Raw genomic sequence first — 21,131 nt, 5'->3', positions numbered from 1 at the left:
CTATATTTTTATTTTTCATTTGTTCATATTTACTATATTTGGTTTTCTATAAAACTAAACAGCAAATTTTCTCTAATTCCTAAATCAGAACAAAGTGTGCAAGCCCCCCCTCACTCATGAGGGGCTTGCACACTTTGGCGCCGCCGCGATGCCGCTTTGCGGCTATATACCTTATCGCGGCGTGTGCATCCTCCCGGAGGGTTTTTATGATATAGGAAATTCCAGAGGAATTTCCTATATCATAAAAAAACATGTTCCAGAATCATTGTCCGAAACATGTTTCCATATATACTACGTGCTTTCTCTTTCTATAAAGGTGGTATTCATTTCAATGGTCTCATTAATCCCGTTGTTCTCCTCGATTTTCCGAAACAGCAGCTCTGCCGCTTCATTTCCCATCATACGTATGGGCTGGGAGATCGTCGACAATTTGGGACGGATAATGGAACTGATATCGATATTATCGTATCCGATCACCCGGATATCCCCGGGCACGCTGTATCCGTTTTCCTGTATCCAGGATATCGCGCCTATCGCCAGCATATCCGTAGCGGCAATCACGGCATCCACTTGTTTCCCTGACTGCATGATCTGAGAAATCCCTTCTGCTCCAAGCATAAAATGTGACATCCTGCACCAGTTATAAGGCGCCTGATATACCAGATCCCGGGAATACCGGATTTCATGATCCTTTAATCCCTGTTTATATCCCTCAAACCGGTACATAACTGCGCAGATCTCTTCCAGGCCGATAAAGGCAATATTCCGACAGCCCTTTTTATATAAATAATCAACATTCTCGCGCACCGCTTTTTTTCCATCTGTATAAACCACTGACACGGTAGGATCGCGCAGGTAGGGGTCATCGGTAAATACTACCGGAACCGTCTCCGACAATTCGAATACATCTTTGAACACCTCATCCTTGCGGTATACACAATAAATGATGCCGTCAATGTTACGCTCCTGAAGCTGCTCCAGATATACTTTTCCCTTTTGTGAATCATATTCCCCATTGCACAGCATAACAAAATAACCATATTTTCTGGCAATATCTTCTATTCCTGACAACAGCATGCTATAGAAAAGATTCGTGGAATCCGGAACGACTAAAGCGATCGTCTTGGACCTGCCCGTCTTAATCCCCTGTGCGAACAGGCTTGGGCGGTAGTTCAGTTCCTTCATGGCGGCTTCCACCTTAAGCCTTGTAGATTCTTTAATGGCCCCGTTTTTATTAATCACACGGGAAACCGTTGATTTCCCCACCCCGGCCAATTTTGCGACATCATAAATTGTACTCATTTGAACTCCTATTTTCACTCAGATCGTCTCAATACCTTATACCCAAAGGGCATGCATTACGGGATGCCCTTTGGGTATGCTTTCTCCCCGCATTGATACTCTGTATTCATATGGGTTATTTTAACATTCTTAGTGAAAATGTACAACCAAAGAAGTCTGATTCGTACGACTTTTCCTGCTCTGGACTAAGAAGTCACTGCCCTCAGCCTTACGGTCAGCTGATATAAAGGATCTGCACATCCCCCAGAATTCTTTTTATCTCCGCCCTCAGAAAATTTTCTGCCTCAGCCCGCGCTTCCGGGCGGTAGCAGTATCTTCCCCTGCCGCGCCCGGTCATCCTCTCCTGATCGTATAAGTCTTCCGCCCCCGGAAAGGCATCTTGATTAATGGCACGGTGGACATAGGAATAGGTCATCAAAATAATTTCCAGGAACATCTCTCTTTTCATTTTAACAGACAGACCGCTCTCCAGCTCTTCCAGAAGCCCCGTATACAGTTTCTTCCAGTCATCAACCAGAATCACCGGTGCAATCAGAAGGCCGCAGGGATACCCTGCTTCACACATCTCGTTCACAGCCTGGATCCGCTGCTTAAGACTGGACGTCCCCAATTCAATCCTGCTGATAATTGGCTGTGGGTTCACACTCATTCTGAAGATCACCCTGCCGCCGTGTTCCAGTCCCAGAAGCGGCTCCACCATATCAAATTTAGTTGGAAATGTTATCTTTCCTCTTCCCTCCGCTACAAAACGAGGAATGGTATAGAGCAGATTCTGCGTGATGGTGTTTTCTAATACAAGGTCACTGTTACTGCCGATCTCAAATGTCAGCGGCTGTTCGCTCTTCATGCTCTTTTTTATCAGACGGTCCAGCATCTGCTCGCGGTTCACAAATAATCTGAGATACGCGCATTTATTGTAATTGCACACAAGATAGCAGTACAGGCACATGGCCGTACAGCCGGAGGAGGTATAAGGCACCAGATAATCGGATACTTTATGATTCTCCACATATTTATGCGTCTTGCGTATCCCAATAATCAAATTCCTCTTCATTCGGCCAAATTCGGAATTGGGCTTTTCCTGCATCTCTTTGATGGAGTTGTGGCTCTCAATCGGTATCCAGGGGAGGCTGCCAAATTGTTCCTTCAGCTGCTCTCCTAATGTATAAGACAGAGAGTCCGGTTCATAGTAAACAGCATCAAATTTCATAATTATCTCTTTTCTTTTATTTTTTAAGGCTAACGGCCTGCATATAGTATGCGCTGCCGGGAAAATTTTATCATACTATAGTAAGAATACTCCATCTTCAGAATTCGCAAAACTCACAAATAGAGCGGATTCTTAAAATTTCAGAAGAATCTTCTTATATTCCCCTCCCATATGTTATAATAACTTTATTCCACAGTTATACTTCGGAAACACCTGAAAGGAGTTTACTATTTATGAAAAGAATACGTTGGGGCGTTCTCGGTACTGCCGGGATTGCCAAAGAACAGACTATTCCCGGAATGCAGATGGCAGAAAACTGCGAGCTGTATGCCATCGCGGGACGTTCATTGGAAAAGGCGGAACAATTCCGCGATGATTTTCATTTTCAAAAAGCATATGGAAGTTATGATGACCTGCTGGCGGATCCGGAAGTGGAGGCTGTCTACATACCGCTCCCTAATAACCTTCATAAAGAATGGGTGCTAAAGGCTGCTGCCCATAAAAAGCATGTATTGTGCGAAAAGCCGGCGAGCGGAAGCGCCGCAGATACGAAAGAAATGATACAGGCATGCGACGATGCGGGCGTCATTTTTATGGAGGCATTTGCCTACCTTCACTCTCCGGTCATGAGGGAGCTTATAAAGCAGATAGACAACGGCCTGATTGGAAATGTGAATATGATAGAATCTGTCTTCTTTACACCAGGCTACCAGGATGATATCCGCATCCGCCGGGATACTCTGGGAGGCTCCGTCTATGACCTTGGATGCTATACCATCAGCTTTGCTTCCTGCCTGTTTGGTTCAGCGCCGCTTTCCGGGCAAGCTGTATCACATATTACCGGGGAGAAAATTGATGACCTGACTACGGGATACCTGATGTATTCCGGCGGCAGGCGCGCGGTGTTCTCCTGCGGCATGTTCCCTTATCAGCGCGGGGATCGTTCCTTTATCTATGGAGATCGGGGAGTACTGGAAGTACCTGTCAGATTTAATGCGGAAGGAAAACAGAAGTGGTATCTGGTACAAGATGAAAAGCGCACCGAATTCTGTGTCGATGCTCCACAGAATTATATGTTGGAAGTAGAACAGCTCGGCGCCTGTATACTGAATGGGGAAGCGCCCCTTGTCAGTCATGAATTTTCAATTGGAGTGGCCGAAGCTATTGATATGGTACTGTCATCTTGTGGGTACCTGAAGTGATATGATAAAGCAAAAAGCGCCGGCCCCAGTAAAACAGGCGTCCGGCGCTTCTATAGATAATGCACCGAGTATGGATAAATCCGAACCCTCAACCTCCGCCAGCGTGATAGTCTTCGAACCGTCCTTATAGTTGAAAGTAAGGATTATCTTGTCCTCATAAAGATACACCGCATTTACAAAACTGTCAATCAGTCTCTGTCGCTGCTCCCGCTTTGTCACATCAAATTTGCGGAAACGGTAAATGAAAAATGCTATCTGTTCTCTTGTAAGCAAGGGCTTGTGCATTTCCTCCTGCAAAATGCTAACTTCAAGCTGGCTTTTGGTTTCCTCCAACTCGTCCAGTCTTTGCTTGGTGGACGGAGTAAAAATCCCGGCTTGAATGGCGTTGAGCATATTGTTAATACCTTTTTCCGTTTCTGCAAGCTGTTTTTTTAAAGGGGCAGGTCGGTGCTTTCTCTTTTCTGCAATTCCATAAGCGTATCAATCAGCCGTTCCATGACTTCATCATTCATAATCGCTTTCATGATGTAGCTGACAACTAAATCTTCAATCCAGTCTTTCTTGACCGCTTTCTTGTCGCAGAGCTTCTTTTTCTTGGTATTCACACAACGATAATAGCGATGTACTTTCATCGTGTGGCTTGTGCCGCTTTCCCCTACCATGAAAGAGCCGCATTTCCCGCAATACAGCTTCGTTGTCAACAAATAATCGTCCTCTGCTTTGTGACGGGCGGGAGCCTTTTTATTTTTCGCCAGACGCTCCTGCACCCGTTCAAATAATTCTTTCAGGACAATCGCCGGAATACCGTCCTCCTTGACTACATCACGATAGTTGTATTCCCCCACATAGCGGCGGTTCTTCAACAGGTGGTTCATAATATTCAGCGTAATTTTTCCGCCACGAATGGAGCACATCCCCCAGCTGTTAAGCAGATTGACAAGTTCCTGCATGGTCGCTCCCTCGCTGTATCTCGTAAACATTTCCAGCACCACCGGGGCGGTATTGGGGTCGATTTGATAACACTGCTGTTCATCAATATAATATCCCATCGGAACAATACCACCGTTGTATTTACATTTCAACGCATTGTCAGTCAAGCCCCGGATAACTTTCTCGGAGAGTTCGGCAGAGTAATATTCCGCATATCACTCAAGCATGGCTTCCAGTATAATCCCCTCGCTGCCCTCTGAGATATTTTCCCTTGCCAAAATAACCTTAACACCATTCTTATTCAAAAGGGTTTTATATCGTGCGCTGTCGTAACGGTTCCGGGCAAAACGGTCTAATTTCCCCACCAATCGGGAGCATTTTGTAAAATATCCTCAAGTTCATCTTTCGCAATGACAAAAACAGGAATATCTAAATCAAACTGACTCTTTATCATCATTACAATCTGTTTTGTGATACTTCCTATATCATTTTCATTACTCGAAAAAATCGCGTTGCCACTATTCAGATATGTCTTAACTTCTTCATACCCTAATCTTTCAATGTCTTTTTTCAGTTCAGCCATTGTCACCTTGTTTCTGCTGCTTATATTGACACCACGCAGAAAAGCAATGCAAGGCTAAACCGCCCGTTAAGGTCTTGTTTGCGCCAAAGTCTATGACTACCTCAAGCCCTAAAACTTTTTTTATAAATTACAACTGTTTTATCCATATCCGTTACAACCAACATGGTATTCATCATGTACCTCCACACTTTTATAATAATTAGAAAATTTTCAATATCTTTTCAATTTCTGCTATATCCTTTTCAATCAACGGGCGCATACTGTCTTTGTACTTTGATAAATCAGCGCCTTGCAAACAGGACAATATTCTTGGAATATACTGTGGTTTTGCTACTCCCACCTGTGCAAGAGCCTTTATGCACTGTCTGGCTGTAATCGGCTTTTCGTCTGTTATATGTGTGAGAAAATCAGATATAATTGAATCAAAATGATTTTCCTCATCCCACTGGGCATTTGCCGCAAGAATATACAACACCCGATTTCTCACTAATGATTTTGGGTGGTTAAGCAAGGAACCAAAATCATTAAAATATTCATACCATTCATCTGTCTCTTGACTTTCTGATATGATTTTGTCGGCAAGGGCGCAAGCATATTTATCATCTTTTGCCGTCAACTTTGCTACAATATTTTCTCTCATTTTCAGCCACCTCCAACCTTTAATTTGTCTATTTCTCTTGACCTTTTCATGGGCTATTATTCTTTACTTTCCCGCCTGTCCAATCATCCTCTTCAGCAACTGATGGAATTGTTTTGATATTACCAATATTAGTCCTTCTAAATCAGCTTATCAAAGATTTTTTTGTAGCATTTCTTGCAATGCGTAAGAAATTGTGCGAAGTTCTTTACCCTCTGTGGCTACTTTGCCATAAGGCATACTAACCCCAGCTTTTAAGTCAATCGTAAACTTATCCAAATATACCTTTTTTGCTCCAGAACGATATTCAATCGTAAATGTCACTTCTTTATCTATTTTTGCATAATCAAGTGTGCAAATTCTTGATTGTCCCGGGGCTAAGACTGCATTATTGAGTCCCTCCAAATAGTCTCTATCATTTCGGATTTTATAACAACCTTTGAAATCAAAATCATACTCAAATTTTGTAATGTAGGCAGGAGATTTCCCAAAGTTTTTAACAATTAAATAAAAAAACGGATTACCCGCATTGATTTCATCAGTATAAATAGAAATAACAGGTCTTGTTGATTCTTCAATCATTTTATTATTTTGCCGTAAAGTAATCACAACTGTGACTACGGATATGGCGGCTAAAATAAAAGACAAAACACAAAGAACAATATTTACAATAATTGATACATCCATATTTTAACCTCCAACTAAATCTACTTTCCCGCTTGCTCAATCATCTTTTTCATCAACTGCTGGAATTGTTCGCTGGTTTCCCTGTCTAGCGGCATGAGCTTTTCAATCTGCTCCGCAACCAACGCCGCCACATCATCAACGGTATGCAATTCCTGCTTCTGCTCCTGTGCGGCATTCTGGATATTTTGAAGCATGGCGGCGGTAGCAGTTTCTCCCGGCTGTTCCCCGCTGTCTATGTCCTTCTTAATGTCCCGCAGGATAGACATAAACACATTCTTGATTCTCTCAATCTCCGCTTCATGCTCCCCTATCTTCTGGGCGTTCAAAAACCGCCTGTCCTGTCCTGCCCCCGCCCGCTGTTCCGGGTGGTCTTTCATCAACAGGGAAGCCGTTGCCGTATCTATAAGCTGGTTCCTCGCCATAACGCCTCTTGCCGCCGTGTCCTCAAAATAAATCCGTATCAGACTTATCAACTGGGGGAAATTTTTATGCTCCAACAGGTGGTTGAGTATCTCCACATCTACCTCCCGCGTCACAAGCCCTTTGACTGCGCCACTGGACAAGCCCAGTTCGGAGATGTCATAGCTTTTTCGGACGCTCACGGTAGACAGTCCCAGTATGTAGTCGGTATATACCTTAAATTCCTTTGCTCCCCTATGGGAATATCGCTGCTGACCGTCTTGGTTTCTCCGCTGACGATCCGGCTTAGCTGGGAAGCGGAAACATCTATCTTCTTCGCCAGTTCCTTTTGTGTGATGTGGTTTCCGTTGCACAGGTCGGAAATCCTCTGTCCGGGTGTTCCGGGTAAAACCATAGACACGCGCCTCCTCCGCATACCTCCATTATACAGGGAAATTGCAAAAACGCAATTCTCAACGTGTAAACTTCATCAAAATGCAAATCTCGCAAAATTCCGAGGATTGCATTTTTTTCGTGTATACTTATCTTAGTTCATCGATGAGCCGCACCTTGAAAACAGAATGACCGTCCAAAAGAAATATGACCGGCAGGAGAAGTGAAGCAACGAGCCAGCTTCGGAACAAAATGTCCCGAAGTGCGGGAAGAGCACCAATGCCGGGACACGCCGCAGGAATGGGGCAACCGCAGGAATGGGGCAACCGCAGGAATGCGGCTTTTAGGAGAAAGAATTTTGGGGAGAACGGCAACAGGAAAACGGAGGGACGCATGAGAAATAACCCATACAAAGATTTGCCGCCGCTGGAGCGTAAGCCGGACGGTTCCCTGTACTGCATGAACCCGGCGCAGAGGAAACAGGCCAACGCCCTTATCCGGCGGGAGTGCTGTAACTGTGAAAATGGGGACTGTATCGCTTTTGACGACGGGGACACCCGCACCTGCCCGCAGATGATTTCTTTCTCGGTCTGCTGTAAATGGTTCCGCTGGTCGGTTTTGCCGCTGGCGGGGACGCTGGAAGCAGAGATATACCGGGGACGAGATTTGAAACGCTGTGCGGTCTGCGGCGGCGTGTTCGTTCCAAAGTCCAACCGGGGGAAATACTGCCCCGACTGTGCCGCCAGAGTTACAGGCGGCAGAAAGCAGAAAGTGAACGGAAAAGGAGGTCTGCTGTGGACAGTTAGGGCTTAAAAAGTCTTTGATTTTCAAGGCTTCCAGAGGGCGGAACCGGGGCAGGTGGTATCAAGTACCGTCTGTCCCCGGAAACGCCGCCCTAACCGTCCACAAAACACGATATGACAAGCATGATTTATATTCATCAGCCGGAGAAAGCGGTCAGCTTCACACGCTTACCCAACTTTCTCATTGAAGCCCCCACATTTACGCCCCTGTCCAACGAAGCGAAAATACTGTACGCCTTTATCCTGCGCCGGACGGAGTTATCCCGCAAGAACGGCTGGGCGGACGAATACGGGCGCATTTACCTGTATTATCCAATCTGCGATGTGGTCGCCCTGCTCCGCTGTGGGCGGCAGAAAGCGGTCAACACTCTGCGTGAGTTGTAGTATGCGGGGCTTGTGGAGATACAGAAACAGGGCTGTGGAAAACCCAACCGCATTTACCCAAAATCCTATGAAGCGGTATCAAACACCGACTTCAAGAAATCCGGTTATGGAACGCTGGAGGGCTGAAAGTCGCACTCATGGAGTACGATAATCTATCCTCTTGAAGTACGAAAACCGGAGGGAAGATAGAAATACAGAGATTAACAGATTTATTTATATCTTATCCATTCCAATACTATCAGAGATAATTCCGGCGGGATTTTTCCTGTGGAAAAGTCCCGGATAGGAAAGGAATGGGGAAAGGAGTTTAATGGCACAACACACAATCCTGCGATTTGAGAAGCATAAGGGCAACCCGGCAAGGCCGCTGGAAGCCCACTACGAAAGACAAAAGGAGCAGTACGCCAGCAATCCCGATATTGACTCCAGCAGGAGCAAGTACAATTTTCACATCGTCAAGCCGGGGGGACGTTACTACCATTTCATTCAGAGCAGCATTGAACAGGCGGGGTGCAGGACACGAAAGGACAGCACCCGCTTTGTCGATACGCTCATTACCGCCAGCCCGGAGTTTTTCAAGGGGAAGCCCCCAAAGGAGATACAGGCGTTTTTCCAGCGGGCGGCTGACTTCCTCATAGACCGGGTAAGACGGGAAAATATCGTGTCGGCGGTGGTACACATGGACGAGAAAACGCCCCACCTCCACCTGACCTTTGTTCCGCTGACAAAGGACAACCGCCTGTGCGCCAAAGAGATTATCGGGAACAGGGCTAATCTAACGAAGTGGCAGGACGATTTTCACGCCTACATGGTGGAGAAATACCCGGATTTGGAGCGTGGCGAAAGTGCCAGCAAGACAGGTCGGAAGTATATCCCCACCCGGCTGTTTAAACAGGCTGTCTCCCTCTCCAAACAGGCGAGGGCGATTGAAGCCACGCTGGACGGTATCAATCCGATCAACGCCGGGAAGAAGAAAGAGGAAGCCCTTGCCATGCTCAAGAAGTGGTTTCCGCAAATGAAAAACTTCTCCAGGCAGTTGAAAAAGTGCAAAGTGACGATTGCGGATTTACTGGAAGAAAACAAAAAGCTGGAAGCGAGAGCCAGAGCCAGCGAGAGTGGCAAGATGAAAGACCGCATGGAACGGGCGAAGCTGGAAAGCGAGTTACAGAACATTCAAAGGCTCGTTGACCGTATCCCGCCGGACGTGTTGGCGGAGTGAAGCGTCAACAGCGATACACAAAGGAAAGGTGATTGATTATAAGCAGAATTTCACGCCGCCCCTGTGCGGCATTGTACCTTGACAACTGAATAAGAAAGGTGATATATGGCAAAAAAGCAACCGGACATAAATATCCCTCAGCATGAGATAGAAGCCCTTGCCCGTTGTCTGCTTCCAGATATTCAGAAATTCTTTGAAAGCCCGGAGGGAAAAAAGAATTTGAAGAATGGAAAGCGCAGAGGGCAAAAGAAACAGAAAAGAAAAGGAGCATATGACAAAAGCGATATCATTCACGATACCGCCGCTTTTAACGATAATCCAATTATAAAACTGTTCCAAGAAATTGAACTAATGTAGCAATAGCTGCTCCGAATTGTGCAGTCCCATTGATAGCTTGTAATCCTTTCAGAGCTGTTTTAATGAACCCCTTTCGAGGACTTGCACTTTGTACCTCAGCTCGGATTACCTCAACACTGTCACTTATTTGTTCCTGTTCTTCTTGTGTAATATCAGTAGGCATGTGTTTCATAATATCAGAGATAATGTTTTCTAATTGAGAAACATCAATGCCATTGCTTTGAGTTGCATGAACTGTTGCGTTATCATTTGCTACATTTACTTGTGCCACGCCACCATTTACATTAATCATAAATTTTTTATCCTCATCATATCCCATCTGAATGCCTATTTCCGTAAGATACCCTTCAATATAGTTGACAAAAGGAAGTACTATTCGATTACAAAATTCTTTTACAGCATCATTCGCTTCCCTTGCATAACAAAAAGCCATATCATGGTAAAAGCTGTGATAATTCTCTACAGCATATTTCAAATACTGATATGTATAAGAGATTTCTTCTTGTTTTGTATCGCCCATTGAGGAGAAGCAAGTCCCTCTTTTAACCGGCTCAAAATCGTCTGGATTAACATATTGCTTTATGTACTCTGATATAATTTCGTTTTCGTCAATATAAGCCATAAATTTCTTCAATAAAGCCATTCCCGTCTGATGATTGCATGTAATCAAACGGTTAGCAATTATTCTAAATTCCATGGAAATTATTTTCAACTGTTTTTTATCAATGTTCTTCATACCTTCCCCCACAAAACGGGCAATAACTCCCGCACATTTTATAAATTGGTTTGATTTTTGCTTCCCGCTTGCAGCAAGGATATTCCTCAATTTCTAAAGCTTCTATTCCATACTTAATAGGATATTCTTCTTCATGCTGCGGCTTTTTACCTGCCTTGAACGAGATAAATGAACCTTTGGATTTCTTCTCCCACTTTTTCATCTCGTTATATATTAAATCATTTGCGTAATTCTTTGTCTTTTTTAAAGCAAGCTCTATCACGTCATCAGTAAAATAATTTTCCGCTTTTAAACCACAACTTGGACACCATATTTCAATAACATCTTCTGCATGATAATCCTCTGGTTTTATTTTAAAAAATTCCCCGCATAGAGGACATTGCATTAAAACAAATCCTTGATCGTCAGCAGGTATTGATACTTCACCAATTATAGTACTCATACATTACCTCCTGCCTATATCTTGTATTATAGCGAAACTTCTCATAAAAATCCACTCTTATTTTTGAGTAACAAAATCGGCGGTATCACTCACGATACCACCGATTTTGCTTTAGCACTCAAGATATACTAAAAATCCGAAGCCGTCCCCGATTGGAAGCGGGTTAGGATTATCATTATCTGATGCGGATAACAGGACTTGAACCTGCACGGGGTACCCCACTAGATCCTAAGTCTAGCGCGTCTGCCAATTCCGCCATATCCGCATACCAGCAAATGTATTTTAATACATCTGCCGTTTTTTGTCAAACAATATATCCTATCTATTGTACTTTCTATTATTTATTATAGATACTTAGAGAAACAGTAATGATCAGACAAAATTTAATTGTCCATCCGGCCATCTCCTCCACATACGCTGCAGTCATAATACCCTTGCCCGCCGCATCCGCTGCATCTTTCAAAAGTTGTAGCAGCCTTTGTCTTACGTCCGCCATAATACGGCCCATTTTGTATACGTTTCACCTGTCCGCCGCCTTTACAAACATCGCATTTACAGCGTCCTCCCTCACACTTATAATTCGTACATTTCCTCCCAAGTGTTCTGCCGGATGAACCATGCAAACTATCCGTATGGCCGCTATGATGTGCAACCGAAGGGGTATCTGCGCTGACGCCATTGCCATTACTGTCAAGCATACCATATCCTTCGCAAGTTTCACAAAGGTTTTTACCGGTATTGATACATTCCAGACAAATCTGCTGTGTCTTTTTATCATATCCTTTCCCGTCACAATTCAAGCATTTGCCTACCCGGCCTTCCCCCTCACAGTTGGGGCAGGGATGGATTCCTTCATCAGCAGCCGCAGCTGCAGTACCATCAGGCGGCGTGCTGTCAGGTGATGCACTGCCGGGTGCCGTATCTGCCGGTGCCGTTGAATTATTGTCTGGTCTGCTGCCCGATCCGCCACAGGTCTTACACAAGATTTTACCCTGACCGGTACAAGTGGCGCAGTCCTTATATCCCTTCCCCTGACAGTTGTCACAGTAGGCTTTCCCGCCACACATGCATTCTTTCTTCCCGGTTCCCTCACAATACGCACAGGTATCACGGCCGTCTCCGCCGCAAAAGCTGCATTCAGAACGCACACCGGTATACATGTCACCAAACACACCGCTTCCATTGCAGGCTGCACAGTCACTCTCTCCCATGCCATCACATGATGCACAGTTCAGTTCTCCTGCGCCGCCACAGAAATCACATATTGTACCGCCGTTTCCCTCACATTGCTGGCACTGCACCGAACCGGTTTCCCCACACGGTGGGCAGGGAATATATCCGGAACCTTTGCAGTCCGGACAATCCTTTTTCACTGAATCAGCCGTTTTTACCTCCTGCGCCGTGTCTGCAAGCTTGGAGCTTTCCTCTTTTTTCTCCTCCTGCATTATCTGCTTTTTGCTATCCTGTACCTTCTCCGCAGAGCCATCTGGTCTACCCGAACATGCATACAGACAAAGGGATTAACACAATATAATATGCCAGGGCTTTGATAAACATCGAACGAGAGTTTATCAAGGCCCTGGCATATTATATTGTCGTCTCTTATTTTAAGCAAGTACTTTATATGGATTTACAGAAAGGGTAGGGTCGTAATAAATACGATCATCAAATACTATTGAAGTATTTTGAGCTTCTACCTCCACTAGACTTACCGAGCAGTTGGGGGGGACTCCGTCTCTCCAGAAATTGGAAGCATCTTTGCAAATTTGATAGAATAATCCCCGTACAGAACAGCCATGGGCCGATAACAGGATGTTTTTCCCTTGATATGCCGGATTATGGATCAGTTCTGTCCAGAAGGCTTCGTTGCCAGGCGAGCTGTATCCAAAGCTCTGCACAACGGGCTGGTGAAGACTATATCAAAAGGAATATCTTTCAGGGCTTCACCGGTAATTGTAGCAAGCTTTTTCCCATTTTCATTGAGAGTGATATCCACATGTCCCTGAACATTTAGTACAGTTTCCCCATGGCGGATAATATAAATATTCATTTTATTCATTATAAAGTTTCTCCTTTAACTTATTTAGTACATGTAATATGCCCAGTTCCTCATTGCTCACTGTAAAATGGTCCGGGGCTAGCACCACTACAGTAAACACCGCAGTCAATAAGATCTTCAAATACCGGAAAACAGGCAGAATCCAGATATTTTGTTATTAGTTTTAAGAGCAGTTCCGTCTATTTCTGTAGCACTCAATCATGTCATGGGCAGTTTTATTTATGTACAATATTATGGTTCTATTTTAATTAATAGATAAAATAAAACAACTATGAAAATATTTTCATAGGGATAGTGTCCTGACAGCCCGTTGGCAAGCAGGACGGCAGGGGTGTTCTTCACCGCCCTGAGCATACCAGTTACAGTGACACCATATGTCGCGGCTCCATGTTAAAAATATCATATCTTCCTTCTTACACCATTTTTAAGCAACAAATACACGATGGATCACCTTGGGACAACGACGCTCGTCAGGCACACTAAAAATGCCGTACCCTCAGTTAATACTGAGTTTACGGCATTTTTTTCAATGAGCGTGCGGGGATTCGAACCCCGGACAACTTGATTAAAAGTCAAGTGCTCTACCACCTGAGCTACACGCCCTCATACTATTCAACTATTCCCGCCTGCACCCAGGCAAACTGGGCTAGCTGGATTCGAACCAGCGAATGCAGGAGTCAAAGTCCTGTGCCTTACCGCTTGGCGATAGCCCAATAAAGACTTATATCTGACACTGCGTTGCCAGTACTAATAAAACAAGGGTGGGTGATGGGACTCGAACCCACGATATCCAGAACCACAATCTGGCGCGCTAACCAACTGCACCACACCCACCACAACGAGCCTGGGGGGATTCGAACCCTCGACCTACGGCTTAGAAGGCCGTTGCTCTATCCAGCTGAGCTACAGACTCTTATGAAATTATCCCCTGTTTACGGCTCCTTACAACATGATGCTGTAAGAAAGCGGGTGATGGGAATCGAACCCACGTATCCAGCTTGGAAGGCTGGTGTTCTACCATTGAACTACACCCGCACTATCGGGGTGACAGGATTCGAACCTGCGACCTCCTGGTCCCAAACCAGGCGCTCTAGCCAAGCTGAGCCACACCCCGATGTAGTTGTGCTTGTCACTTTTTCCCGTGACGCAATAGTTATTATATAATAAGGCACAGCTTATGTCAACAATAATTTTTTATTTTTTTACATTTTTTTCGCAGGCAGCCAATTTGGCCAGTAAATGCCTGATTTCAAACCTTCAATCCAGATAATACTGATGGAAACAGGGCTTTTCATTCTCGTTCAGCTCCATGATCATGTAGCTCCCCTTCCTTCCCTCCTGTCTCGGATATGAGACACTGCCGGGATTCAGGACTGTAATCTCCTTCCCCTGATCCAGGTATGGACGGTGCGTATGTCCATACATCACAATATCAGCATTGCGGGCCTTTCCTTCTTCTTTTATATATTCCGGATCCAGCGATACATAGTAGCCGTGTCCGTGTGTGATAAAGACTTTATAATTCCCAATACTGAACTCTTCTTCTTTGGGAAGGTCAGAAAAAAAGTCGTTATTTCCCTTTACCATATGTTTTTCACAGTCCACTACCGCATCAAGATACTCCTCTCCGCCTTCTACATCGCCAAGGTGGATAAACATATCCACTGTACCGGCCTGATCCAGAATACGGTCCAGGTTATAGTGGTTTCCATGCGTATCGCTAACTATCAATACTTTCATTCCATTCATCCTTGTTCTTTTTTATATACTATTTACAGCTCCGCCGAAAATCTGCCGGCAGGATATGCAGCGGGACAACTCATGCGTATGTCTATAGCGAAGGCTGCGTTCCTGCTATTAAGGGCATACACTATGAGATGCCCTTTAATTATACCTTATTTTTTAGCTTTAGCTCAAAATCTGTCCCGCAGGGGCATACATTACGGGGTGTCCCTGCGGGTATACTTCTTTTTCATAATCTCACGCATCGCCCGCAGAGCGTTCCCTCTGTGGCTGAGCTCATTCTTCTTCTCCGGCTCCATCTGTGCTGTCGTACAGCCATATTCGGGTACGTAAAAGATAGGGTCATAGCCAAAACCATTGTCCCCTATGATCTCATGCCCGATGATGCCTTCTATAGTCCCTCTGACAGTCTCTGCAGTCCCATCCGGAAAGACAGCCGCTATGGCACAGACAAATCGCGCTGTGCGCTGCTCATCAGGCACATGCTCCAGCTGATCCAGAAGCATCTGGTTTTTGATGTCATAGGAAGTGTCAACTCCGGCATACCTTGCCGAATAAATCCCCGGCGCCTTGTCCAGATAATCAATCTCCAGTCCGGAATCATCTGCGAGGATCACATCATGCGGCAGTAGCTCCGAGATTGCTTTCGCCTTGATCATCGCATTTTCTTCAAAAGTCGTCCCGTCCTCCACGATATCAATATCTATCCCGGCTTCTTTCATGGAGTATACCGGAATCCCAATATCATCCAGGATCATTCGGATCTCTTCCATCTTATGCTCATTGCCTGTTGCGAAAATGATTCTCTTATCCATAACCGTATTCCTCTATTCTTTTGGTTTTGGCGGCTTCGGCCCCAAAAACTGATAAAAATATGTCTTGATCATTCCGTTGTATATCTTGCGGTTCTTATCCGCAGTACGTCCAAAATACCGCTCCGCATCCTCATAACTGGTGATCATATAGGCTGACCAACTGTCCAGATTGCGGAAGCTCTCGCCAAATTCGCTGTAAAGGGATGCCAATGCCTGTTTTTCTTCCAGTCTTTCTCCATATGGAGGGTTGGTAATGATAAATCCGTATTTCTTAGGATGTCTCAAATCCCTGACATCACGCTGCTGGAAATGAATCATGTGATCCACTCCGGCATCCTGCGCATTCTGTCTTGCCGCCTTCACCACGTCTGCATCTAAGTCATACCCCTGAATATCAACTTCCACGTCATCCTCAATCAAATCATTCGCCTCATCGACGGCCTCATACCAGGCATGACGGGATATCAGGTTTGTCCAGTCCTCCGCGAGAAACGACCGGTTCATGCCCGGCGCAATATTTGCAGCCATCATAGCCGCTTCTATAGGAAACGTGCCGCTGCCGCAGAATGGATCCACCAGGATCCGTTCCCTGCTCCAGGGTGTCAGCATAATCAGAGCTGCTGCCAGGGTTTCTGTAATAGGAGCCTTGCTGGACAGCTGGCGGTATCCTCTCTTATGAAGGGATACGCCCGATGTATCGATCCCCACTGTTACCATATCCTTCATCAAAAATACACGGACCGGATACGACGCGCCGTTCTCCTCAAACCATTTCATATGGTAATGCACTTTCATCCGCTCTACCATGGCTTTTTTCATAATCGACTGTATATCGGACGGGCTGAAAAGCTTGCTCTTGACAGAGGCCGCCTTAGCCACCCAGAACTTCCCATCCTTCGGGGTTAATGTCTCCCATGGAATCGCCTTCGTATTCTCAAACAATTCGTCAAATGTCTCTGCCTTGAAATACCCCACTTTCAACAAAATACGTTCCGCTGTACGCAAAAATATATTTGCCCTGCAGATCGCCTTCTCATCGCCATAAAAAGTTACTCTTCCGTCTTCCACCTGTGCAATCTCATACCCCAGATCCTGAATTTCTCTCTTCAGAACCGCCTCAAGGCCAAAATGGCAAGGTGCGATCAATTCAAGCTTATTATTCATCAAATCCTCCAATCGGACAATATCAATATATCTTTATTTTTCAATATATGTATACATATTACTATAAATTTGGGACGTAGTAAAGTTGAACTTTACTACGTCCCAAACCTGTTTATTGTCTATTTTAGATGAATTTTGCTTTATTATTCATTATTTATAAAATTATATCTTTGCCACGCCTTATCCGGAGTAATGAAAAATAAAATGAATTTTCATACGTCCTTTTAGCGAATAGCAATAAGATTACTTGAATTTTCATATATATTTTTAGGAACATAATTGGTCAATATAATGGCACTTGAAAATTCTCCAAATGTAACCGAACATACATTTCCAAATTTGGCCGCATCGCACAGCATATATTTCTTCTGTGATTTTTCCATCGCTTTTTGCTTAACCAGCGCCTCACTGACATCAGGGGTAGTATATCCGTTCTTTTTCGTAATCCCGTTTGCCCCAAAAAAGCCGATTGTAAAATGAAACTTCTCCAGGCTGTTCAGGGCTTCCCCTCCAACCACCGCTTCCGTAGACTCTTTCAGTTCACCGCCTATAATCATGGTTTTAAACCCCATGGCTGCAAGCCGCCGTGCATGGGAGACTCCATTGGTTACATAGGTAGCACTCCTCTCCTGGATATAGTCTATCATGTACCCGGTAGTTGTACCCGCATCCAAATATACAAAATCGTCTTTTTTTATCATAGAGGCGGCATACCTGGCAATCTTGATTTTCTCAGTCCGGTTAACCTCTTCTCTGTTGGAAACCTTCTCGTCCTTTGTATGGAACGTATCCCCAGCCAATACGGCGCCCCCAAAGACTTTAACCAGCTTCCCCTCTTTGTGCAGGGCAGTAAGATCCCGCCTGATCGTAGATTCAGATGCTGAAAACTCTTCCATTAGTTCCTGGAGGGTTACACTTTTTCTATTTTCCAACAGCCTTAATATCTCCTGATGCCTTTTTCTGAGCAGCATTCGGCTCCACCTCCTGCAAATTGCCTGCTTATCGCTTTCCACTTATTATACAATTAGGAATCTTCTAATTCAATCTTAAAGCATATATTTGCATAATTACTGCTTTGAGTATTCCTTTGCATACTCAAACATTCTGGCCACATTCTCCGGCGGTATATCTGATTGGATATGGTTACATGAACTCAGTATAAATCCTCCGTCCCTGCCCAATATATCAATCAGCCTTTTTACTTCATCCTCCACCTGTTCAACCGAACCTGTCATAGCTTTCTGCGTATCTACCGCTCCATGGAAACAAATCCTGTCCCCAAATTTATCTTTTAAGGTAACCGGATCCATTCCTGCAGCAGAGGTCTGAACGGGATTTAGTATATCAACACCACAGTCGATCAAATCTTCAATAATATCAGCAATAGCTCCGCAGCTGTGCAGATAAATCTTCGCCTGCGGCGCCTTCTGCCTGATTGCCTGATTCAGCTTCTTTCTGGCCGGGAAGATAAACTCCCTGTATGCATCCGGTGATATAAGCAGGCTTTGCTGGCTGCCGTAATCGTCTCCTGATTCTACAATATCAATATATTCCCCAACCTGATCCAGGAGATATCCATACCTCTCTATCTGGACTGTTAATATTTTTTCTATCAGGGCATGGGCAAATTCGGGATCTGTAATCGTATCTACCATGAAATTCTCCATCCCTCTCAGCCAACAGGCGATTTCAAATATACCGTTGCAGGGCATTCGAAGAGATATTGCATATTCGTTCTCCTCATGCAGCTTCTTTGCCCTCTCCTTCATTCCTGTTACATCCAGCATCTCTTCCGGCTGCGGCCATGGATAGGTATCCAAATCTTCCAGTTCCGCATCTTCCAGCGGGTTTTTTACGGTCTCTACATATAAACCGGTTTCCCTCTGAACAAGTCCCCATTCATTGGAAAAAGTACCGTCATCGTGATATTTGGGATATTCCTCCGACTGCTTTGCAAAAACTCTCCGGATATCAATATCAAATCTGTCCAGAATCCGTTCGTCATAATAACATACATTGGATCCTTTTCTGTACGGCTCAATCTCTCCTTCTATCTCCAAAAAGTCCTTGACCTTAAAGTAAGCCTTGTCTACCATGCTGCAGGCAGTCCCCCCCCAAATCCAGGGGGATCCTGTCCACAGGCTTATGATTCACCGCACATAATACTCTTTCTTTTGATGTCATAAAATTTTCCCTTCTTATTTTTTGTTTTTCTTAACCTTCATTCCTTTTAGGAAATTAACCATTAGCGCAGATATAACCATGCCAACCGCTGTACAGAGCAGGAATAAAAACGGTTTATTCACAAGCCCCATTACAAAGATACCGCCGTGAGGCGCCTGCAATGTAAGGTTGAATGCCATTGCCATGCCTCCTGCCACTGCAGAGCCGACCATCAGAGACGGGATAACCCGAAGCGGATCCGCACCGGCAAATGGAATTGCCCCTTCTGCTATAAATGATGCGCCTAAAAGCCATGCTGTCTTTCCACTCTCCCTTTCTGCCGGAGTATAGAGATTTTTGTTCAGGACAGTTGCCAGAGCCATCGCCAGAGATGGCACCATACCGGATGCCATACTTGCTGCCTGCGGGCCATATACACCTTCTGCAAGCAGCCCCACGCCAAACATGTACGCAACCTTATTCACCGGGCCGCCCAGGTCAAATGCCAGCATAGCTCCAATTACGGCCCCCAGTAATATGCCGCTGCTGTTTGACATATTGGTCAGCCAGTTTGTCATCGCGCTCTGAAGCATAACGCAAGGCGGTGCAACCACAAAATACATCAGTAAGCCTACGATAAAAGTGGAAAAAAGAGGAATAATTAAAACGGGTTTTAAACCTGCCAGCGCTTTAGGCATTTTAATCTTTTTAATTGCCCATGCTATGATACCCGCCAGCAGACCCCCGATGATGCCTCCGATAAATCCCGGGCTGGGATCCAGCTGCGTAACAATCAGGCCTGCTACCATACCCGGCGCAATACCCGGCCTGTCCGCCATGGAGTATGCAATAAACCCTGCCATAATCGGTATCATAACGCTGAATGCAATGCCGCCTATCTTATTCAGATAAAATGGAAGGGATCCCTCCACTCCGGATGCATCAATGCCGAACATAAACGAGATGGCAATCATGATTCCGCCCGCCGCAACAAAAGGAATCATGTAGGACACGCCCGTCATTAAATGCTTTGGTATCCTCTTGAGCAAGTTAAGAAACGTGTCTGCTTCCTGTTCTTCACTTGCCTTTTCTTTTGTGCCTCCCCCCGTATACAACGGGTAATTCTCGTCTTTCGCTGCTTCAATGGCCCTTTTAATTACGGTATCCGTATTATGTATCGTATCAGAAACTGTAGCCTCTACGATCTTTTTCCCGTTAAACATGGATTTATCAACCGAAACACCAACCCCCAGTATAACCACGTCTGCTTCTCTAATCTCCTGTTCCGTCAGTTTATTTTCTATTCCAACAGAACCTCTTGTCTCCACTTTGATGCCTATGGACATCTTTTTTGCTTCTTCCGCCAGCTTTTCTGCTGCCATATAGGTATGTGCAATACCTGTAGGGCAGGCTGTAACTCCTACAAATTTCATCCCAAATCCCCCATTTCTTCTATGATGTAATTATACAGTTCCATCTTGTCTTCAATCTTTAACAGCATCTCCATAAATTCCTGATGCACCAGTTTTCTTGATAGTTTTGCCAGCACCTGTAAATGGGTATTATTCTCATCGCCGGCAGGCATAATCAGGGCGATTGCCACCCTTACAGGCTGTCCATCCATAGACTTCCAGTCTATTCCATCCTCAAAGCGAAATACTGCAATCATAGGATTTTTTAATCTTTTTACTTTTGCATGTGGGATTGCTAACTGTTCGCCAAACCCCGTAGAATCCATCTTTTCTCTTTTTAAAAACATTTTTTTCAGTTCCGAGGCCCTTACCCCTGCATATTCACTGCATTTTTCACTTATTAGCTCTAATGCGGCGTCTAAGCTGGCTGACTTTGGCCTTTGGTTCACAAAAATGTAATCCGGTTTTAATAACTCTCTCATATGCGCCCC

19 protein-coding genes, 7 tRNA genes and 5 pseudogenes are annotated in these 21,131 nt (G+C 44.9%); 5 read left to right on the top strand and 26 right to left on the bottom strand.

Features of this window, described 5'->3' with window-relative positions; all coding sequences use genetic code 11:
* Positions 1-291: 291 nt before the first annotated feature.
* Both ARB69_RS00840 and ARB69_RS00835 read right to left on the bottom strand, forming a co-directional pair.
* Positions 292-1,302, bottom strand: coding sequence for a LacI family DNA-binding transcriptional regulator (locus tag ARB69_RS00840; protein WP_055149995.1), 1,011 nt, complete (start codon positions 1,300-1,302; stop codon positions 292-294).
* A 214-nt stretch (positions 1,303-1,516) separates the two neighbouring features.
* Positions 1,517-2,512 carry an SPL family radical SAM protein gene (locus tag ARB69_RS00835; protein WP_055149993.1) on the bottom strand — a complete coding sequence of 332 codons (996 nt, stop codon included), beginning with the start codon at positions 2,510-2,512 and terminating at the stop codon, positions 1,517-1,519.
* Between the two features lie 233 nt (positions 2,513-2,745).
* Between ARB69_RS00835 and ARB69_RS00830 the strand changes: the two genes are divergently transcribed.
* Positions 2,746-3,714 (top strand): Gfo/Idh/MocA family protein, encoded by a 969-nt coding sequence (locus tag ARB69_RS00830; RefSeq protein WP_055149990.1) that lies wholly within the window; start codon positions 2,746-2,748, stop codon positions 3,712-3,714.
* Here ARB69_RS00830 and ARB69_RS27990 read toward each other — a convergent pair.
* The 6 genes and pseudogenes from ARB69_RS27990 to ARB69_RS00800 all read right to left on the bottom strand — a co-directional run bounded on the left by ARB69_RS27990 (position 3,691) and on the right by ARB69_RS00800 (position 7,365).
* The gene (locus ARB69_RS27990; protein WP_055149987.1) at positions 3,691-4,107 is read right to left on the bottom strand and encodes a hypothetical protein; all 417 of its coding nucleotides are present in this window, start codon (positions 4,105-4,107) and stop codon (positions 3,691-3,693) included. The two genes, ARB69_RS00830 and ARB69_RS27990, sit on opposite strands and share 24 nt — an antisense overlap.
* Positions 4,108-4,145: 38 nt before the next feature.
* Positions 4,146-4,763 carry a recombinase family protein gene (locus tag ARB69_RS27985; protein WP_055149983.1) on the bottom strand — a complete coding sequence of 206 codons (618 nt, stop codon included), beginning with the start codon at positions 4,761-4,763 and terminating at the stop codon, positions 4,146-4,148.
* A 236-nt stretch (positions 4,764-4,999) separates the two neighbouring features.
* Positions 5,000-5,227, bottom strand: a pseudogene (locus ARB69_RS00815) (DUF1697 domain-containing protein); the annotation flags it as partial.
* A 199-nt stretch (positions 5,228-5,426) separates the two neighbouring features.
* Positions 5,427-5,867, bottom strand: a complete 441-nt coding sequence (locus ARB69_RS00810; RefSeq protein WP_055149980.1) for a hypothetical protein — start codon at positions 5,865-5,867, stop codon at positions 5,427-5,429.
* A 150-nt stretch (positions 5,868-6,017) separates the two neighbouring features.
* The gene (locus ARB69_RS00805) at positions 6,018-6,551 is read right to left on the bottom strand and encodes a hypothetical protein (protein ID WP_055149977.1); all 534 of its coding nucleotides are present in this window, start codon (positions 6,549-6,551) and stop codon (positions 6,018-6,020) included.
* 20 nt (positions 6,552-6,571) lie between these two features.
* A pseudogene (locus tag ARB69_RS00800) lies at positions 6,572-7,365 on the bottom strand (helix-turn-helix domain-containing protein).
* A gap of 371 nt (positions 7,366-7,736) precedes the next feature.
* Here ARB69_RS00800 and ARB69_RS00795 point away from each other — a divergent pair.
* From ARB69_RS00795 to ARB69_RS27045, 4 genes and pseudogenes are all read left to right on the top strand, one after another.
* Positions 7,737-8,149: pseudogene (locus ARB69_RS00795) on the top strand (cysteine-rich VLP domain-containing protein).
* A 111-nt stretch (positions 8,150-8,260) separates the two neighbouring features.
* Positions 8,261-8,656: pseudogene (locus ARB69_RS00790) on the top strand (replication initiator protein A).
* Positions 8,657-8,840: 184 nt separating this feature from the next.
* A pseudogene (gene mobV, locus ARB69_RS00785) lies at positions 8,841-9,781 on the top strand (MobV family relaxase).
* A gap of 73 nt (positions 9,782-9,854) precedes the next feature.
* Positions 9,855-10,106 (top strand): hypothetical protein, encoded by a 252-nt coding sequence (locus ARB69_RS27045; protein ID WP_167702476.1) that lies wholly within the window; start codon positions 9,855-9,857, stop codon positions 10,104-10,106.
* Here the strand turns inward: ARB69_RS27045 and ARB69_RS00780 are convergent.
* The 18 genes from ARB69_RS00780 to ARB69_RS00695 form a co-directional block, all read right to left on the bottom strand.
* Complete coding sequence (locus tag ARB69_RS00780; RefSeq protein WP_055149974.1) at positions 10,072-10,842, bottom strand: hypothetical protein; 771 nt, start codon at positions 10,840-10,842, stop codon at positions 10,072-10,074. The two genes, ARB69_RS27045 and ARB69_RS00780, sit on opposite strands and share 35 nt — an antisense overlap.
* Complete coding sequence (locus ARB69_RS00775) at positions 10,829-11,284, bottom strand: hypothetical protein (RefSeq protein ID WP_055149971.1); 456 nt, start codon at positions 11,282-11,284, stop codon at positions 10,829-10,831. Before ARB69_RS00775 ends, ARB69_RS00780 begins: the two co-directional genes overlap by 14 nt.
* Positions 11,285-11,467: 183 nt before the next feature.
* Positions 11,468-11,549 (bottom strand) — tRNA-Leu (locus ARB69_RS00770).
* A 118-nt stretch (positions 11,550-11,667) separates the two neighbouring features.
* Positions 11,668-12,729 (bottom strand): hypothetical protein, encoded by a 1,062-nt coding sequence (locus tag ARB69_RS00765; protein ID WP_055149968.1) that lies wholly within the window; start codon positions 12,727-12,729, stop codon positions 11,668-11,670.
* A 398-nt stretch (positions 12,730-13,127) separates the two neighbouring features.
* The gene (locus ARB69_RS27975; RefSeq protein ID WP_055149965.1) at positions 13,128-13,343 is read right to left on the bottom strand and encodes a histidine phosphatase family protein; all 216 of its coding nucleotides are present in this window, start codon (positions 13,341-13,343) and stop codon (positions 13,128-13,130) included.
* A 530-nt stretch (positions 13,344-13,873) separates the two neighbouring features.
* Positions 13,874-13,946: transfer RNA gene (locus ARB69_RS00755), tRNA-Lys, on the bottom strand.
* 38 nt (positions 13,947-13,984) lie between these two features.
* A tRNA-Gln gene (locus ARB69_RS00750) sits at positions 13,985-14,056 on the bottom strand.
* A 47-nt stretch (positions 14,057-14,103) separates the two neighbouring features.
* A tRNA-His gene (locus ARB69_RS00745) sits at positions 14,104-14,177 on the bottom strand.
* A gap of 5 nt (positions 14,178-14,182) precedes the next feature.
* Positions 14,183-14,256 (bottom strand) — tRNA-Arg (locus ARB69_RS00740).
* A 51-nt stretch (positions 14,257-14,307) separates the two neighbouring features.
* Positions 14,308-14,378 (bottom strand) — tRNA-Gly (locus ARB69_RS00735).
* Positions 14,379-14,382: 4 nt separating this feature from the next.
* A tRNA-Pro gene (locus tag ARB69_RS00730) sits at positions 14,383-14,457 on the bottom strand.
* Positions 14,458-14,600: 143 nt separating this feature from the next.
* Entirely contained in the window at positions 14,601-15,083 is a 483-nt protein-coding gene (locus tag ARB69_RS00725) for a metallophosphoesterase family protein (RefSeq protein ID WP_050641761.1), read from the bottom strand.
* 200 nt (positions 15,084-15,283) lie between these two features.
* Positions 15,284-15,901 (bottom strand): XTP/dITP diphosphatase, encoded by a 618-nt coding sequence (locus ARB69_RS00720; RefSeq protein ID WP_055149962.1) that lies wholly within the window; start codon positions 15,899-15,901, stop codon positions 15,284-15,286.
* 12 nt (positions 15,902-15,913) lie between these two features.
* Positions 15,914-17,065: a THUMP domain-containing class I SAM-dependent RNA methyltransferase gene (locus tag ARB69_RS00715; protein ID WP_055149959.1), complete on the bottom strand. Its 1,152-nt coding sequence runs from the start codon at positions 17,063-17,065 to the stop codon at positions 15,914-15,916.
* A gap of 224 nt (positions 17,066-17,289) precedes the next feature.
* Complete coding sequence (locus ARB69_RS00710) at positions 17,290-18,036, bottom strand: DeoR/GlpR family DNA-binding transcription regulator (RefSeq protein WP_050641764.1); 747 nt, start codon at positions 18,034-18,036, stop codon at positions 17,290-17,292.
* 96 nt (positions 18,037-18,132) lie between these two features.
* Positions 18,133-19,161, bottom strand: coding sequence for a uroporphyrinogen decarboxylase family protein (locus ARB69_RS00705; RefSeq protein ID WP_055149956.1), 1,029 nt, complete (start codon positions 19,159-19,161; stop codon positions 18,133-18,135).
* A 102-nt stretch (positions 19,162-19,263) separates the two neighbouring features.
* Positions 19,264-20,661: a PTS fructose transporter subunit IIC gene (locus ARB69_RS00700; protein WP_050641766.1), complete on the bottom strand. Its 1,398-nt coding sequence runs from the start codon at positions 20,659-20,661 to the stop codon at positions 19,264-19,266.
* Positions 20,658-21,122, bottom strand: coding sequence for a PTS sugar transporter subunit IIA (locus tag ARB69_RS00695; RefSeq protein ID WP_157355568.1), 465 nt, complete (start codon positions 21,120-21,122; stop codon positions 20,658-20,660). The genes ARB69_RS00700 and ARB69_RS00695 overlap by 4 nt, the downstream gene beginning before the upstream one ends.
* Positions 21,123-21,131 lie beyond the last annotated feature (9 nt).

It is taken from the genome of Faecalicatena contorta (genome assembly GCF_001404335.1).
Classification (GTDB): domain Bacteria; phylum Bacillota; class Clostridia; order Lachnospirales; family Lachnospiraceae; genus Faecalicatena; species Faecalicatena contortus_B.
The sequence above is the reverse complement of the archived record's forward strand: the minus strand, read 5'-3'. Positions and strand labels throughout refer to the sequence as shown.

Bases quoted from the DNA above. Each gene is read 5' to 3' on its own strand.
- ARB69_RS00840 (WP_055149995.1), bottom strand. From the start codon at position 1,302: ATGAGTACAATTTATGATGTCGCAAAATTGGCCGGGGTGGGGAAATCA.
- ARB69_RS00695 (WP_157355568.1), bottom strand. From the start codon at position 21,122: ATGAGAGAGTTATTAAAACCGGATTACATTTTTGTGAACCAAAGGCCA.
- ARB69_RS00830 (WP_055149990.1), top strand. From the start codon at position 2,746: ATGAAAAGAATACGTTGGGGCGTTCTCGGTACTGCCGGGATTGCCAAA.
- ARB69_RS27990 (WP_055149987.1), bottom strand. From the start codon at position 4,107: ATGCTCAACGCCATTCAAGCCGGGATTTTTACTCCGTCCACCAAGCAA.
- ARB69_RS00705 (WP_055149956.1), bottom strand. From the start codon at position 19,161: ATGGTAGACAAGGCTTACTTTAAGGTCAAGGACTTTTTGGAGATAGAA.
- ARB69_RS27045 (WP_167702476.1), top strand. From the start codon at position 9,855: ATGGCAAAAAAGCAACCGGACATAAATATCCCTCAGCATGAGATAGAA.
- ARB69_RS00720 (WP_055149962.1), bottom strand. From the start codon at position 15,901: ATGGATAAGAGAATCATTTTCGCAACAGGCAATGAGCATAAGATGGAA.
- ARB69_RS00780 (WP_055149974.1), bottom strand. From the start codon at position 10,842: ATGAAGAACATTGATAAAAAACAGTTGAAAATAATTTCCATGGAATTT.
- ARB69_RS00775 (WP_055149971.1), bottom strand. From the start codon at position 11,284: ATGAGTACTATAATTGGTGAAGTATCAATACCTGCTGACGATCAAGGA.
- ARB69_RS00710 (WP_050641764.1), bottom strand. From the start codon at position 18,036: ATGCTGCTCAGAAAAAGGCATCAGGAGATATTAAGGCTGTTGGAAAAT.
- ARB69_RS00765 (WP_055149968.1), bottom strand. From the start codon at position 12,729: ATGCAGGAGGAGAAAAAAGAGGAAAGCTCCAAGCTTGCAGACACGGCG.
- ARB69_RS00805 (WP_055149977.1), bottom strand. From the start codon at position 6,551: ATGGATGTATCAATTATTGTAAATATTGTTCTTTGTGTTTTGTCTTTT.
- ARB69_RS00725 (WP_050641761.1), bottom strand. From the start codon at position 15,083: ATGAAAGTATTGATAGTTAGCGATACGCATGGAAACCACTATAACCTG.
- ARB69_RS00715 (WP_055149959.1), bottom strand. From the start codon at position 17,065: ATGAATAATAAGCTTGAATTGATCGCACCTTGCCATTTTGGCCTTGAG.
- ARB69_RS27985 (WP_055149983.1), bottom strand. From the start codon at position 4,763: ATGGGATATTATATTGATGAACAGCAGTGTTATCAAATCGACCCCAAT.
- ARB69_RS00700 (WP_050641766.1), bottom strand. From the start codon at position 20,661: ATGAAATTTGTAGGAGTTACAGCCTGCCCTACAGGTATTGCACATACC.
- ARB69_RS00835 (WP_055149993.1), bottom strand. From the start codon at position 2,512: ATGAAATTTGATGCTGTTTACTATGAACCGGACTCTCTGTCTTATACA.
- ARB69_RS27975 (WP_055149965.1), bottom strand. From the start codon at position 13,343: ATGAATAAAATGAATATTTATATTATCCGCCATGGGGAAACTGTACTA.
- ARB69_RS00810 (WP_055149980.1), bottom strand. From the start codon at position 5,867: ATGAGAGAAAATATTGTAGCAAAGTTGACGGCAAAAGATGATAAATAT.